At 65.3% G+C, this 14,044-nt stretch carries 11 protein-coding genes; all 11 read right to left on the reverse strand.

All coding sequences use genetic code 11. From position 1 onward, the window contains the following. Positions 1-271: 271 nt before the first annotated feature. The 11 genes from pgi to QYS36_RS08270 all read right to left on the reverse strand — a co-directional run bounded on the left by pgi (position 272) and on the right by QYS36_RS08270 (position 13,895). The gene (pgi, locus tag QYS36_RS08220; protein WP_308839014.1) at positions 272-1,936 is read right to left on the reverse strand and encodes a glucose-6-phosphate isomerase; all 1,665 of its coding nucleotides are present in this window, start codon (positions 1,934-1,936) and stop codon (positions 272-274) included. Positions 1,937-2,049: 113 nt separating this feature from the next. After that, positions 2,050-2,997: a carbohydrate kinase gene (locus QYS36_RS08225; protein WP_308839015.1), complete on the reverse strand. Its 948-nt coding sequence runs from the start codon at positions 2,995-2,997 to the stop codon at positions 2,050-2,052. Positions 2,998-3,067: 70 nt separating this feature from the next. Then, entirely contained in the window at positions 3,068-4,552 is a 1,485-nt protein-coding gene (xylB, locus tag QYS36_RS08230; RefSeq protein WP_308839016.1) for a xylulokinase, read from the reverse strand. Positions 4,553-4,555: 3 nt separating this feature from the next. Continuing rightward, complete coding sequence (locus QYS36_RS08235) at positions 4,556-6,031, reverse strand: mannitol dehydrogenase family protein (RefSeq protein WP_308839017.1); 1,476 nt, start codon at positions 6,029-6,031, stop codon at positions 4,556-4,558. Between the two features lie 17 nt (positions 6,032-6,048). Continuing rightward, positions 6,049-7,155, reverse strand: a complete 1,107-nt coding sequence (locus QYS36_RS08240) for a sn-glycerol-3-phosphate ABC transporter ATP-binding protein UgpC (RefSeq protein WP_308839018.1) — start codon at positions 7,153-7,155, stop codon at positions 6,049-6,051. Positions 7,156-7,173: 18 nt separating this feature from the next. Beyond that, positions 7,174-8,007, reverse strand: a complete 834-nt coding sequence (locus QYS36_RS08245) for a carbohydrate ABC transporter permease (protein WP_027908524.1) — start codon at positions 8,005-8,007, stop codon at positions 7,174-7,176. Positions 8,008-8,017: 10 nt separating this feature from the next. Then, on the reverse strand, positions 8,018-8,944 hold the full coding sequence (locus tag QYS36_RS08250; RefSeq protein WP_230125371.1) for a carbohydrate ABC transporter permease: 927 nt from the start codon (positions 8,942-8,944) through the stop codon (positions 8,018-8,020). A 184-nt stretch (positions 8,945-9,128) separates the two neighbouring features. Then, positions 9,129-10,439: a sugar ABC transporter substrate-binding protein gene (locus tag QYS36_RS08255; RefSeq protein WP_308839019.1), complete on the reverse strand. Its 1,311-nt coding sequence runs from the start codon at positions 10,437-10,439 to the stop codon at positions 9,129-9,131. Between the two features lie 224 nt (positions 10,440-10,663). Next, positions 10,664-11,569 (reverse strand): AraC family transcriptional regulator, encoded by a 906-nt coding sequence (locus QYS36_RS08260; protein ID WP_308839020.1) that lies wholly within the window; start codon positions 11,567-11,569, stop codon positions 10,664-10,666. Between the two features lie 256 nt (positions 11,570-11,825). After that, entirely contained in the window at positions 11,826-12,551 is a 726-nt protein-coding gene (locus QYS36_RS08265) for a carbonic anhydrase (RefSeq protein ID WP_308839021.1), read from the reverse strand. 282 nt (positions 12,552-12,833) lie between these two features. Beyond that, on the reverse strand, positions 12,834-13,895 hold the full coding sequence (locus QYS36_RS08270; RefSeq protein ID WP_308839022.1) for a PA0069 family radical SAM protein: 1,062 nt from the start codon (positions 13,893-13,895) through the stop codon (positions 12,834-12,836). Positions 13,896-14,044 lie beyond the last annotated feature (149 nt).

Consider the following 14,044-nt stretch of genomic DNA (forward strand, 5'->3'; position numbering starts at 1 on the left):
AAGGCTTAAACCAACCTTAATCGCAAGAAATGCGGCAGATATCGATAGCGTATTTGTAACTGCATGCCACGCTGGCCAGATCGGGAAACCCAGCAAGCAACCGCTCTAGAACGGGCGTTATAACGACCCATCTAAAAACGCACAGATGTCCTGCGTGTTACAGCGCGGTGCCGTTCATCAGCAAGCAGGCACGCGGCAATAGTCATCAGCCGGGAGGATCGGCAGCTCGCACACGCCTGTGTGCGAGCTGCCTGGGGGTGCCTTGCAGCGGTCAGCCGCGGTGACGGCCGCGGAAGAAGTCGATCAGGCCCTGGGTGGAGCCGTCCTCGGCGGCGACTTCGTCGCTGCCGACCATGCGCGAGTAGACGCCCTTGCCCAGCTCCTTGCCGAGTTCGACGCCCCACTGGTCGAAGGCGTTGTTGCCCCAGATGACGCTCTGCACGAACACCTTGTGCTCGTACATGGCGATCAATGCGCCGAGGCGGCGGGGGCTGACGCGCTCCATCACCAGGGTATTGCTCGGCCGGTTGCCGGGAATCACCTTGTGCGGTGCCAGGCGCTGCACGTCTTCTTCGCTCATGCCCTTGGCACGCAGTTCGGCCTCGGCCTCCTCGCGGGACTTGCCGAGCATCAGCGCCTGGCTCTGCGACAGGCAGTTGGCGTACAGCCACTGGTGGTGGTCGGCAACCGGGTTGTAGCTGCTCACCGGGACGATGAAATCCGCCGGGATCAGCTGGGTGCCCTGGTGCAGCAACTGGTGGTAGGCGTGCTGGCCGTTACAGCCCACACCGCCCCAGATCACCGGCCCGGTGGCGACGCTGACCGGCTGGCCATCGCCACGCACGCTCTTGCCGTTGGACTCCATGTCCAGCTGCTGCAGGTGCTTGGTGATGTTACGCAGGTAGTGGTCGTACGGCAGGATGGCGTGGCTCTGGGCATTCCAGAAGTTGCCGTACCACACCCCGAGCAGGGCCAGCAGCACCGGCATGTTCTCCTCGAACGGCGCGGTCTTGAAGTGCTCGTCCATGCGGTAGGCGCCAGACAGCAGCTCCTTGAAGTTGGACATGCCGATGGACAGCGCAATCGGCAGGCCGATGGCCGACCACAGCGAATAGCGGCCGCCCACCCAGTCCCACATCGGGAAGATGTTTTCCTCGCGGATACCGAAGCTCACTGCCGCCTCGCGGTTGCTCGACACGGCGATGAAGTGGCGGTACAGCTCGGCTTCCGAACCGCCCTGGGCCAGGTACCAGCCACGCGCCGCCTGGGCGTTCTTGAGGGTTTCCAGGGTGCCGAAGGACTTCGACGAGACGATGAACAGGGTGGTCTCGGCGCGCAGCTTGGCGACCAGTTCGTGGAATTCGCTGCCGTCGATATTGGCCAGGTAGTGGCAACGCACGCCGCGCTGGGCGAACGGCAGCAGCGCCTCGGAGACCAGTTGCGGGCCGAGGAAGGAGCCGCCGATGCCGATGTTCACCACGTCGGTGATCGGCTTTTCGGTATAGCCGCGCCACAGGCCATTGTGGATGCGCCCGACCAGCTCGGTCATCTGCTGCAGCACGCGCTGCACCTCGGGGATGATATCCACGCCATCGACTTCCACCTTGTCGCCCAGCGGGCGGCGCAGCGCGGTGTGCAGGGCCGGGCGCTGCTCGGTGTTGTTCAACAGCTCACCGTCGAACAGCGCGCGGATGCCCTTTTCCAGCCCCACTTCGCGGGCCAGGTTGACCAGCAGCTCGCGGGTCTCGGTGTTGATCAGGTTCTTCGAGTAGTCCAGGAACAGCCCGCAGCCACTCAGGCTGAAGGTCTCGAAGCGCTTGGGGTCGGCGGCGAAGGCCTGGCGCATGCTGAAGCTGGCGAGGCGCTCGCGGTGGGCGACCAGGGCCTGCCAGCTCGGCAATTGGGTGACATCCAGCGATGAAGAAAGATACGGCATGAAGACTCCTTGGTTCGGGCCAGCCAGGCTTGCCCCGCGAATTCGATTACATGCCGTAGGTTGTATGGCGTTGGCAATACTGCGTTGAAAATTGCCTACCGCGCCTTACATCCCTAAACGGCCTGGTTACTCTGCAACTCATGGCGATACGGCAACTGCGGGCCAACCCGTGAACAGGTCAACGCCGCGGCCTGCACCGCGAAATCGAGCATCGCAGCGAGCGCCTCACGCGACAATGCCGCCAGGCCAGCCGGGCTGTCCAGCCCATGCTGCACCAGGTAGGCGATGATCGCCGCCTGGAAGGTATCGCCGGCGCCCACGGTGTCACGGGTGACCACCTGGCGTGCCGGCACCGACCAGTTCCCGTGCTGCCGGCTGAACACGCTCGCCCCTTCGCTGCCGCGGGTCAGGAATACCACCTGGCAACGCTGGGCCAGCCAGCGCTCGATGCTCGTCGACGGGGGAACGCCGGGATACAGCAGCTCCAGGTCCTCCTCGCTGACCTTGATCAGATGCGCGTGGGCGGCAAAAGATTCAATTCGCTGGCGCCAGCGCTCGATATCGGGCGCCGGATTGAGGCGCACGTTGGGATCCAGGCTGATCAGCCGCCGCCCGCTTTCGCGCTCGACCAGCGCCAGCAGGGCGTCGCCGACCGGCGGCACCACCAGCGAATAGGAGCCGACATGCAGGCCACTGACCGTCTCGTCGAGCACCGGCAGGTGCGCGGCCAGCAGCTGGCGATCAGCGCAGCCTTCGCCGCGGAACATGTACTGCGGCGAGCCCTGGGCATCCAGGGCGACCATGGCCATGGTGGTCGGCGAATCGCTGGCGACCAGGTAACGGTCACTGACGCCCTCCTCATCGAGCACCTGGCGCAGGCGCTGGCCGAGATAGTCGCTGGAAATACCCGCGAACAGCGCCGACTCGACGCCCAGTCGGCGCAAACCGACCGCCACGTTGAACGGCGAGCCGCCGGCCAGGGCCTTGAAATTCAGCTCGCTGCTGCGCTCGCCGGGGTTGCAGAAGAAATCGAACAGGGCTTCGCCGCATACCAGGTACATGGGATCTCCGCGTCACGGAACAGGCGCATTCGCGCTGGGAAAGGGCCGGCGGCAGCGCCACCGGATCGGATTATTGCAGCCCGCGCACCTGCTCGCGATAGCGCTGGTAGACGGCCTCGTAGGCGCGACTGCGCAATTGGTCGGGCTCGGCGCCGCGGCTGTGATCGAAGCTCACGCAACGCTGGCACAGCGCATCCAGGCTCAGCGCCTCGCCGTGCCCATGGCTGACGCACCAGGCCGCCTGGATTGCCGCGCCGAGCGCCGCCGCCTCGGTGTGCTGCGGGCAGGCCACGGGCGCGCCCATGATGTCGGCGACGATCTGCCGCCAGGTCGCGCTCTTCGCGCCACCGCCGATCAGGCGGATGCTGTCGCTGCGAATGCCGCTGGCGCGCAGCAGGTCGAGGCCGTAGCGCAGGCCGAAGGTGGTGCCCTCCACCACGGCACGGCAGAGGTTGGCGCGGGTCAGGTTGTCGGTCGTCAGGCCGTGCAGGCTGGCGGTAGCCAGGGGCAGCGCCGGCACCCGCTCGCCATTGAAGAACGGCAGCATCAGCACGCCGCCGGCGCCGATGGGAGCCTCGCCAACCAGGGCGCCGAAGGTCTCGACATCCAGCCCCAGCAACTCGCGAATCACGCCGCTGGCATTGGTCAGGTTCATGGTGCAGATCAGCGGCAGCCAGCCGCCGGATGACGAGCAGAAGGTCGCCACCTGCGGGTGCACGCTGACTCGCGGTTGCTCGGCATAGGCATACACCGTGCCCGAGGTGCCGAGGCTCATGGTGATGGCGCCCGGCGCAATATTGCCGGTGCCGATGGCGCCCATCATGTTGTCGCCACCGCCGCTGGCGACCTGCGCCCTGGGGTTGAGGCCCAGGCGCTCGGCGACCTGCGGGCGGAGGGTGCCGACACAGCGCTGCGACTCGATGAGCTGCGGCAAGGCCCGCACCAGGGCGCCGTCCGGGTCGATCAGCTCCAGCAGTTCGGTGTCCCAGGTGCGCGTACGCACGTTGAAATAGCCGCTGCCGGAGGCATCGCCGTACTCGGCGCAGGCGCGCCCGGTCAGCCAGTAGTTCAGGTAGTCGTGGGGCAGCAGGATATGGGCGATGCGCGCGAACACCTCGGGGTGATGGTCACGGGTCCACAGCAGTTTCGACACCGTGTAGCCCGGCGCGATGGCCACGCCGAGGCGCTCCAGCGAGCCATTGTCGCCGCCGAGGAACTCCAGCAAATGGGCGTTCTCGGCAGCCGACTCGGTGTCGCACCACAGCTTGGCCGGGCGCAGCACCTCACCCTTGGCATCGAGCAGCACCAGGCCGTGCTGCTGCCCGGACACGCCAATGCCGAGGATCTCGCTGCCTGCCACCCCGGCCTGCTGCAGGGCCTGGGCGGTGGCCTGCTCGAAGGCCAGCAGCCAGTCGGCCGGATCCTGCTCGCGGCGCCCATTGGGGCCACTGATCAGCCGGTGCGCCGCGCTGCCCTCGCCCAGCACCTTGCCGCTGTGGCTATCGAGGATCAGCGCCTTGGTGCCCTGGGTGCCGCAATCGATGCCGAGGTACATGGTTCAGTCACCCAGGAGGGTCTGCAGGGTGCGCGTCACGCCCAGCTTGCGCAGGCTGTCGTAGCACAGCTCGAAGGCGGTAACGAAGGCCGCCGACTGGGGGATGGCATTGCCGAAGATCACCTCGACGCCCAGTACCCGCTCGCGCACCTTGTCGTCGTCGGCCACCAGGGCCTGGCAGAACTCGGCGCGCGGATCGGGAATCCGGTAGCTGGTGCCGGTCTCGTCGACGCCCTTGAGGTACAGCGCCCAGGCCGCCACCACCAGGGCGGCGCGCTCCAGCGGCCGGCCGTCGTCGATCAACCGGTTGAGGGTCGGCACGATGAACTTGGGAAACTTCGACGAGCCGTCCGAGCACACGCGCTCGAGCTGGTCGGCGATGGCCTGGTTGGAGAAGCGCTCGATCAGGGTGTCCTTGTAACCTTGCAGATCGATGCCGGGCACCGCTGCCAGCTGCGGGGTCACGTCCTGATCCATGAAGGTGCGCACGTAGCGACGCAGCAGTGGATCGTTCATGGCCTGGTGAACGGTGCGGTAGCCCTTGAGAAAGCCCAGGTAGGTCAACGCCAGGTGGCTGCCGTTGAGCAGCTTGATCTTCATCTCCTCGTAGGGCGTGACGTCATCGGTGAACTGCACGCCAACCTTTTCCCAGGCCGGCCGGCCGTTGACGAACTTGTCTTCCAGCACCCATTGCAGGAACGGCTCGCAGACCACCGGCCAGGCGTCCTCGATGCCATGGCGCTCGGCCAACTGGGCGCGATGGGCATCGCTGGTCATCGGCGTGATGCGGTCGACCATGGCATTGGGAAAGCTCACGTGGCTGTCGATCCAGCTCGCCAGCTCGTGGTCGGCCAGGTGGGCGAAGGCCAGCAGCGCCTTGCGGGTCACCGCGCCGTTGTGCGGCAGGTTATCGCAGGACATCAGGGTGAATGCCGGCGTGCCGGCGGCGCGGCGCTTGGCCAGGGCCGCGCACAGGAAACCGAACACGCTGCGCGGTGCCTGCGGGTGCGCCAGGTCATGCTGGATGTCCGGCAGGTGGGCCATGAACTCGCCGGTGCTGTCGTCGATGCAGTAGCCGCCTTCGGTGATGGTCAGCGAGACGATACGGATCGCCGGGTCGGCCAGCTTGTCGATCAGCGCCGCCGGTGAATCCTCGGCCAGCAGCATGCCGTTGATGGCGCCGACCACGCGCACCTCCAGGCCCGGCTCGTCGCCGAGTACCAGCATGGTGTAGAGGTGATCCTGCGTGGCCAGCGCCTGCTGCATGGCGCGGTCTTCACGGCGCAGGCCGACGCCACAGATGCCCCACTCCTGGGCTTCGCCGCGGTTGAGCAGGGCTTCGGTGTAGATCGCCTGGTGGGCGCGGTGGAAGCCGCCGACACCAATGTGGGCGATGCCCTGGCGCACGGTCGAGGGGTCGTAAACCGGCACTTCGACTTCCGGGGCCAGTGCAGCGAGATTCTTGCGATTCAGTTTCATGGGGCGATTCCTGCGCGTCAGGCGGCCTGGCCGGCCTGGATGCGTTTGTCGATGGCCAGGCCATCGGCGTTGAAGACATGGCAGTGGGCCGGGTCGAAATCCAGCGCCAGGGCTTCGCCGTAGGCCGGCGAGAAGTCGCCGCGCACCCGCACGGTGAGGTCCTCCTCGCCCACGCGCACGTGGCAGAAGGTGTCGCTGCCCAGGCGCTCGCTGACATCGGCGGTGGCCTGCAGGCGGCCCTGCCCGGCCGGCACCACGTTGAGGTGTTCGGGGCGGATGCCGAGGGTGATCAGGTCGCCGTTGCGCAGGCCGGTGGCGGCCAGCGGCAGGTCCAGGGCGGCGCCGCAGCTCAGGCGCAACTGGCAGCGGCCGCTGTCCACGCCCTCCACCTGGCCACGCAGGAAGCCCATCTTCGGCGTGCCGAGAAAGCCGGCGACAAACAGGTTGACCGGGTGGTTGTAGAGTTCCAGCGGCGAGCCGACCTGCTCGACGCGGCCGCCATTGAGCACCACCACCTTGTCGGCCAGGGTCATGGCCTCGACCTGATCGTGGGTCACGTAGATCATCGTCGCCTTGAGCTCCTTGTGCAGGCGCGCCAGTTCCAGGCGGGTCTGCACGCGCAGGGCGGCGTCGAGGTTGGACAGCGGTTCGTCGAACAGGAAGATCTTCGGGTTGCGCACGATGGCGCGGCCAATGGCCACGCGCTGGCGCTGGCCACCGGAGAGCTGCTTGGGCTTGCGCTCCAGCAAAGCACCCAGCTCGAGAATGCGCGCGGCGTTGGCGACCTTCTCCTCGACCTCCCCCTTGCCGACCCGCGCCAGGTCGAGGGCGAAGGACAGGTTCTTGCGCACCGTCATGTGCGGGTACAGGGCGTAGGTCTGAAAGACCATCGCCAGGTCGCGCCTGGCCGGCGCGGTGTCGGTGATATCGACGCCATCGAGGGTGATGGTGCCGCTGGAGACTTCCTCCAGCCCGGCGATCAGGCGCAGCAGCGTGGACTTGCCACAGCCGGACGGGCCAACGAACACCACGAACTCGCGGTTTTCGATATCCAGGTCGATGCCCTTGATGATCGCCGTGCCGTCGAAGCCTTTCTGCAGGTTGCGGATTTTCAAATCAGCCATGGCTCTTGATCCTTCTTGTTATTTCACAGCGCCGAACGACAGGCCACGCACCAGCTGCTTCTGGCTGATCCAGCCGAAGATCAGAATGGGCGCGCAGGCGAGGGTCGAAACGGCGGAAAGCTTGGCCCAGAACAGGCCTTCGGGACTGGAGTAGGACGCCACCAGCGCGGTCAGCGGCGCGGCGGCGGAGCTGGTCAGGTTGAGCGACCAGAACGCCTCGTTCCAGCACAGGATCAGCGACAGCAGCATGGTCGAGGCCAGGCCGCCACGGGCGATGGGCAGCAGCACGCGGACGATTTCCTGCCAGGTGGTGGCGCCATCCAGGCGCGCCGCTTCGAGGATCTCGCCGGGGATGTCCTTGAAGTAGGTGTACACCATCCACACCACGATCGGCAGGTTGATCAGGGTGTAGATGACGATCAGCGCGATGCGCGAGTCGAGCAGGCCGAACTGCTTGGCCAGCAGGTAGATCGGCACCAGCACGCCCACCGGCGGCAACATCTTGGTGGACAGCATCCACAGCAGCGTGCCCTTGGTGCGCTTGGTCTCGAAGAACGCCATCGAGTAGGCCGCCGGCACCGCGATGAGCATGCACAGGAGGGTTGCCGAGAAGGAGATCAGCACCGAGTTCCAGGCGTAGGCGAAGTAGTCGCTGCGCTCGTTGATGTGCAGGTAGTTCTCCAGGGTCGGCGTGAAGATGAACTGCGGCGGCGTGGCGAAGGCATCCAGCTCGGTCTTCAGGCTGGTCAGCACCATCCAGAAGATCGGGAAGAAGATCAGCGCGGCCACGGCCCAGGCCAGCGTGCCGACCAGCACGCTCTGCAGGCGACGGGACTGTTTGAGTGTCAGCATCTCGGCGCCCTCACTGTTTGTCGGTCAGGTTCTTGCCGATCATGCGGATCAGCACGATGGCGGCAATGTTGGCGATGACCACGGCGATCAGCCCGCCGGCGGAGGCCATGCCCACGTCGAACTGCAGCAGCGCCTGGGTGTAGATCAGGTAGGCCAGGTTGGTCGACTCGTAACCGGGGCCGCCGCTGGTGGTGGTGTAGATCTCGGCGAACACCGAAAGCAGGAAGATGGTTTCGATCATCACCACCACCGCGATCGGCCGCGCCAGGTGCGGCAGGGTCAGGTGCCAGAAGATCGCCAGCGGGCCGGCACCGTCGAGGCGTGCGGCTTCCTTCTGCTCCTGATCCAGCGACTGCATGGCGGTCATCAGGATCAGGATGGCGAACGGCAGCCACTGCCAGGACACGATGAGGATGATCGAGAACAGCGGGTGGTGGGCCAGCCAGTCCACCGGCTGGGCGCCGAAGAACTGCCACACCGCGGCGAGAATTCCCGATACCGGGTGGAAGATCAGGTTCTTCCACAGCAAGGCGCTGACCGTGGGCATGATGAAGAACGGCGAAATCAGCAGCACCCGCACGATGCCGCGGCCGAAAAACTCGCTGGCCTCCAGCAGTGCGGAGATCAGCACGCCGAACACCACGCTGATCAGCAGCACGCTGCCGACCAGCAGCAAGGTGTTGCCGGCGCCGGACAGGAACGCGGCGTCGGTGACGAAGTACTCGAAGTTCTCCAGGCCGACGAAATCGTTCTCGCCGGGGTACAGCAGGTTGTAGCGGATCAGCGAGAAATAGATGGTCATGCCCAGGGGCACGATCATCCAGATCAGCAGCAGAACCACCGAGGGGCTGACCAGAAACCAGCCGGGCGCCAGGCGTCGCGATTTACGCGGCGGGGCCTCGTGGGCCTGCTCTGCAGGGTTTTCGATTGTGTTCATCGTGTCTCCGAAAGACAGTTCTACGGCGAACGACCCTTTTGATCGTTCCCACGTCGAGGCGTCGAACCGTCCGCGTGGGAATACATATCAGACGTAGGGTGGACAACGCTCTTTTTGTCCACCAGTGGCGACATAGAGCGGTGGACAAGCTTCGCGTTGTCCACCCTACGGGACCGCAAGATGGCTACTTCGGGTAGCCGGCGCGCTTCATTTCCCGTTCGGTGCTCTGCTGGGCAGCCTGCAGCGCCTGCTCCGGCTTCATCTGCCCGGTCAGCGCGGCTGCGAACAGCTTGCCGACGCTGGTGCCGATGGCCTGGAACTCGGGAATGGTCACCAGCTGGATGCCCACGTATGGCACCGGTTTGGCGCTGGGGTTGGCCGGGTCGGCCTTCTTCAGCGAGTCGAGGGTCACCTTGGCGAACGGCGCGGCCTGCATGTAGGCATCGCTGTAGGTCGAGGCGCGGGTGCCTGGCGGCACGTTGGCGACGCCATCCTTCTCGGCGACCAGCTCACCGTAGGCCTTGGAGGTGGCCCAGGCGCTGAAGGTCTTGGCGGCGTCCTTGGACTTGGAGCTGGTGGGGATTGCCAGTGCCCAGGAATACAGCCACGAGGCGCCCTTGTCGGTGACCTGGGTCGGCGCGAAGGTGAAGCCCACCGAATCGGCCACCTTGCTCTGCGACTTGTCGGTGACGAAGGAGCCGGCCACGCTGGCATCCACCCACATCGCGCACTTGCCGCTGTTGAACAGCGCCAGGTTCTCGTTGAAGCCGTTGCTGGAGGCGCCGGGTGGGCCGTACTTGTTCATGGTGTCGACGTAGAAATTCAGCGCGTTCTTCCACTCGCTGCCGGTGAATTCCGGCTTCCATTGCTCATCGAACCAGCGCGCGCCGTAGGCATTGGCCACGGTGGTGATCAGCGCCATGTTCTCGCCCCAGCCGGCCTTGCCGCGCAGGCAGATGCCGTACTGGCCCTTGTCGGGGTGGTGCAGCTTGCCGGCGAACTCGGCCATCTGCTCCCAGGTCGGCTGCTCGGGCATCTTCAGCCCGGCCTGCTCGAACAGGTCCTTGCGGTAATAGGTGATCGAGGCTTCGGCGTAGAACGGCAGCGCGTAGAGCTGGCCGTTGGCCGACAGGCCTTCACGCACGGAGGGGAACACGTCATCGAGGGCGTAATCGGCGGGCAGGTCCTTCATCGGCTCCAGCCAGCCCTTCTCGCCCCACAGCGCCGCTTCGTACATGCCGATGGTCAGCACGTCGAACTGGCCGCCCTGGGTGGCGATGTCGGTGGTCAGGCGCTGGCGCAGCACGTTCTCTTCGAGCACCACCCACTTGAGCTTGATGTCCGGGTGCTGTTCTTCGAAGGTCTTGGCCAGGCGCTGCATGCGAATCATGTCGCTGTTGTTGACCGTGGCGATGGTCACGGTCTCGGCGGCCTGGGCGCCGACGGTGAGGGACAGGCAGGAAGCGGCTACGAATACTTTGAGCGTATGGTTCATGGTCTTGAACTCCTCTCCCTGGCCCCGTGAGCCGCGGGAGACATTATTGTTTTTGTGGGCCGACCCGGATTACACCCCTACGCCTGGACGCAAACAACGCCTCGACTGCACTGCAACCGATACTTTTTTGCACTGAACAGGCCGCGCCATAGCGCGCCGCGATAACGGCGCAAGCGTCAAGATCGGCGCTTCCGGCATTCACAGGGGGATTTGCGGCAACGCAATCAGTACAGGTTTTGCGCCGTGATGCGCTGGGTGACCAGCCGTCGGTAGCCGCTGGGGGTCATGCCCTTGAGCTGCTGGAAACGCCGGTTGAAGTTGGAGATGTTGTTGAAGCCGGACTCGAAACACACCTCGGTCACCGGCTTGTCGCTCTGGGTCAGCAGCTCGCAGGATTTGCTCACCCGCAGGCGATTGACGAATTCGACGAAGCCGCGCCCGGTGGCCTGCTTGAAGAAGCGCGAGAAGTAGGTGGGCGTCATGCCCAGGTACTCGGCCACTTCTTCCTGGCTCAGCTCCTGGGCATAGCGCTGGAAGATGTAGTCCACGGCGCGGTTGATGCGGTCGACATGGTGCTCGTCGGCCAGCTGCGCAGCGGTACGGTCGGAGAGCAGCTGGTACGACTCGCAGCCGGCCAGCAGCTCCATGAGGATGAAGAAATGCCCCAGGCGGGTCATGCCCTGGGAATCGGCGATGCGCTGCAGCAGCTGGCGCGCCTCGGCGATGGTATGCGGGCAACGGAACTCGATGCCGTACTGGGCGCGGGCCAGCAGCGGCTGCAGATCCTTGAGCTCGGCGAATACCGCGGTGCCGCTTTCCAGCACCTCGTCGGTGAAGTTGACCAGCATGTCGCGCTCGGCCACCGCCTCGCCCGGCGCCATCTGGCTGATCCAGTTGTGCGGCAGGTTGGGGCCGGTGAGAAACAGGGTGTCGGGAGAGAAGTTGCCGATGTAGTCGCCGATGAACACCTTGCCGGCACTGGCGACGATCAGGTGCAACTCGTACTCCTTGTGGAAATGCCAACGCACCAGCGGGCTGGGGAAGCCGTGCTGGCGATAGATCAGCGAATGACCTTCGTGGTCATCCATCAACTCATAGGAGGGGTCGAGCGTTCTCTGCGTTCGGGACATGGCTGGGCGGCATCGTCTTGTTCTTGTCGGTGATTGCCGGTTGGCCGCGCTTCAAACGCAGGCCAACCGACCGACTAAAGACCCTAGCACAGTCCAGCGAGTTCGCTGGTTGAGCGCAGTCCGATGGGCCGGGCCGCGTAGGTGCAACCCATCAACGTGGTGATGGGTTGCACCCATGCTACGACTACAAATCTGCTTTTGTGGGAGCGGGCCATGCCCGCGATTCCCACAATTCGCAGGACAAAACGCCGCAGGATCAGCCCTGTGGATAACGCGCGCGCGGTGTGGCCATGGGCAGCGGGCCGTCACCGATCTGGCGGAACTCACCGGTCTCGGCATCGTAGGCCTTGATCTGGCAGCTTTCGATGTCGTACACCCAGCCATGGATGAACAGCTGGCCGGCTGCCAGGCGCGAAGCCACCGACGGGTGGGTACGCAGGTGGTCGAGCTGGGCCACCACGTTTTCTTCGGTGAGCACACCGAGGGTGGTGTGGTCGGCGCAGCCGCAGTTGTCGGCGACCACGGTCTTGGCGACTTCAGCGTGGCGCAACCAGGCCTTTACCGTGGGCATGCGCTCCAGGGTTGCCGGGTCGAGCACGGCTTTCATCGCGCCGCAGTCGGAGTGGCCGCAGACGATGATGTGCTGCACGCCCAATGCCGCCACGGCGTATTCGATGGCGGTGGACACGCCACCGTTCATCTGGCCATAGGGCGGCACCACGTTGCCGACGTTGCGGGTCACGAACAGGTCGCCCGGCTCGCTCTGGGTGATCAGCTCGGGGACGATGCGCGAGTCGGCGCAGGTGATGAACATGGCGCGTGGCGACTGGGCGTGGGCCAGCTTCTTGAACAGCGCCTGCTGCTGCGGGAACACATCCTGACGAAAGCGCAGGAAGCCATCGACCAGGTGATCCAGCGCTTCGGCGGCCGATGCCGCGTTCTTATCGGACTTGCCATCAGTAGGGCGATGATTACCAGGCATAGTGTTACCTCGTTTACGGATGGGAGCGAAGCCTAAGACAGTGCAGAAGCTTCCCAGTCGGCAGGGTTACCGACAAGGGGTCGAAGGCTTGGACTGTGCCAGGATGATTCAAGACACGTCTGGGCAACAAATATCCGCTCACGGGGTGTAACGGTGGAGTTCGGGCATCGCGCCCTGGGTATCGCTTCGCTCAACGCCAGGCTACCCAGCGCCGCCCTCCACCATACCCGTAGCCTGGGTCGAGCGCAGCGACACCCGGGAATTGCAACAACGACGCAGCCGTCAGAACAGCCCCATCTGCTGGCCGGGGGGCGCGAACTGCGAGCAGTCGAGGATGGCCCGTTTGCTGCCATCGTAGCCGTAGCGCCGCCGCGCCAGGCGAAAGCGCTGGGCCAGCAGCTCGGCGAAGTGGCCCTCGCCCTTCATCCGTGCGCCAAAACGGCTGTCATAGTTCTGCCCGCCACGGGACTGGCGGATCAGGCTCATCACGTGCTCGGCGCGGTCGGGGAAATGGCTCTGCAGCCACTCCTCGAACAGATCGGCAATCTCCAGGGGCAGGCGCAGCAGCACATAGCCGGCCGAACTGGCCCCGGCATCGCGGCCGGCTTCGAGCAGGCGCTCGAGCTCCATGTCGTTGATCATCGGGATCATCGGCGCGGCCATCAGGCCAACCGGCACGCCGTGCTCGTGCAGGGTTTTCATCGCCCGCAACCGGGCCTTGGGCGCGGCGGTGCGCGGCTCCATGATGCGTTTGAGCTCGTCATCCAGAGTGGTGACGCTGAACGCCACGCTGACCAGGTTGCGGCTGGCCAGCTCTTCGAGCAGGTCGAGATCACGCAGGATCAGCGCGCTCTTGGTGATGATGCTCACCGGATGGCGATAGCGCAGCAGGATCTCCAGGGCCTGGCGGGTCAGCTGGTGCTCGCGCTCGATGGGCTGGTAGCCATCGGTATTGATGCCCAGGGCGATCGGCGCCGGCACATAGCCCGGCTTGCTCAGCTGCTCCTCGAGGCGCTCGGCCAGGTTGGTCTTGGCGATTAGTTTGGTCTCGAAATCGATGCCCGGCGACAGGTCCCAGTAGGCGTGGCTGGGCCGCGCGAAGCAGTAGATGCAGCCGTGCTCGCAGCCGCGATAGGGGTTCACCGAGCGGTCGAAGCCGACGTCCGGCGAGCTGTTGCGGCTGATCACCGTCTTCGCCCGCTCGTGGCGCACCTCGGTGACGAAGGTCAGCGGCGTCTGTTCCTGATACCAGCCGTCGTCCTCGGCCTCGCTGCTGGTGGGCGCGAAGCGATTGTGCGGTTTGCTGGCGGTGCCGCGGCCACGCGGCGCTGAAGTCGGGTTCATGATGCAGGCTCGATAACTGTATATAAATACAGTATTAGGATTCTCCCGCTCAACACAAGCCTCGCTCGTCGCGCGAGTAGCCTGAACCGTTCGTCGCCTGGCGCGGTCGCATCTGCACACACCTTTGCACCCCTGCCGTGCCGGAGCCC

The organism is Pseudomonas sp. G34 (genome assembly GCF_031119625.1).
Classification (GTDB): Bacteria; Pseudomonadota; Gammaproteobacteria; order Pseudomonadales; family Pseudomonadaceae; genus Aquipseudomonas.

What these genes read in the sequence shown, in the direction of transcription:
- pgi (WP_308839014.1), bottom strand. Translation starts at nt 1,936, where the DNA reads ATGCCGTATCTTTCTTCATCGCTGGATGTCACCCAATTGCCGAGCTGG.
- QYS36_RS08225 (WP_308839015.1), bottom strand. Translation starts at nt 2,997, where the DNA reads ATGTACCTGGTATGCGGCGAAGCCCTGTTCGATTTCTTCTGCAACCCC.
- xylB (WP_308839016.1), bottom strand. Translation starts at nt 4,552, where the DNA reads ATGTACCTCGGCATCGATTGCGGCACCCAGGGCACCAAGGCGCTGATC.
- QYS36_RS08235 (WP_308839017.1), bottom strand. Translation starts at nt 6,031, where the DNA reads ATGAAACTGAATCGCAAGAATCTCGCTGCACTGGCCCCGGAAGTCGAA.
- QYS36_RS08240 (WP_308839018.1), bottom strand. Translation starts at nt 7,155, where the DNA reads ATGGCTGATTTGAAAATCCGCAACCTGCAGAAAGGCTTCGACGGCACG.
- QYS36_RS08245 (WP_027908524.1), bottom strand. Translation starts at nt 8,007, where the DNA reads ATGCTGACACTCAAACAGTCCCGTCGCCTGCAGAGCGTGCTGGTCGGC.
- QYS36_RS08250 (WP_230125371.1), bottom strand. Translation starts at nt 8,944, where the DNA reads ATGAACACAATCGAAAACCCTGCAGAGCAGGCCCACGAGGCCCCGCCG.
- QYS36_RS08255 (WP_308839019.1), bottom strand. Translation starts at nt 10,439, where the DNA reads ATGAACCATACGCTCAAAGTATTCGTAGCCGCTTCCTGCCTGTCCCTC.
- QYS36_RS08260 (WP_308839020.1), bottom strand. Translation starts at nt 11,569, where the DNA reads ATGTCCCGAACGCAGAGAACGCTCGACCCCTCCTATGAGTTGATGGAT.
- QYS36_RS08265 (WP_308839021.1), bottom strand. Translation starts at nt 12,551, where the DNA reads ATGCCTGGTAATCATCGCCCTACTGATGGCAAGTCCGATAAGAACGCG.
- QYS36_RS08270 (WP_308839022.1), bottom strand. Translation starts at nt 13,895, where the DNA reads ATGAACCCGACTTCAGCGCCGCGTGGCCGCGGCACCGCCAGCAAACCG.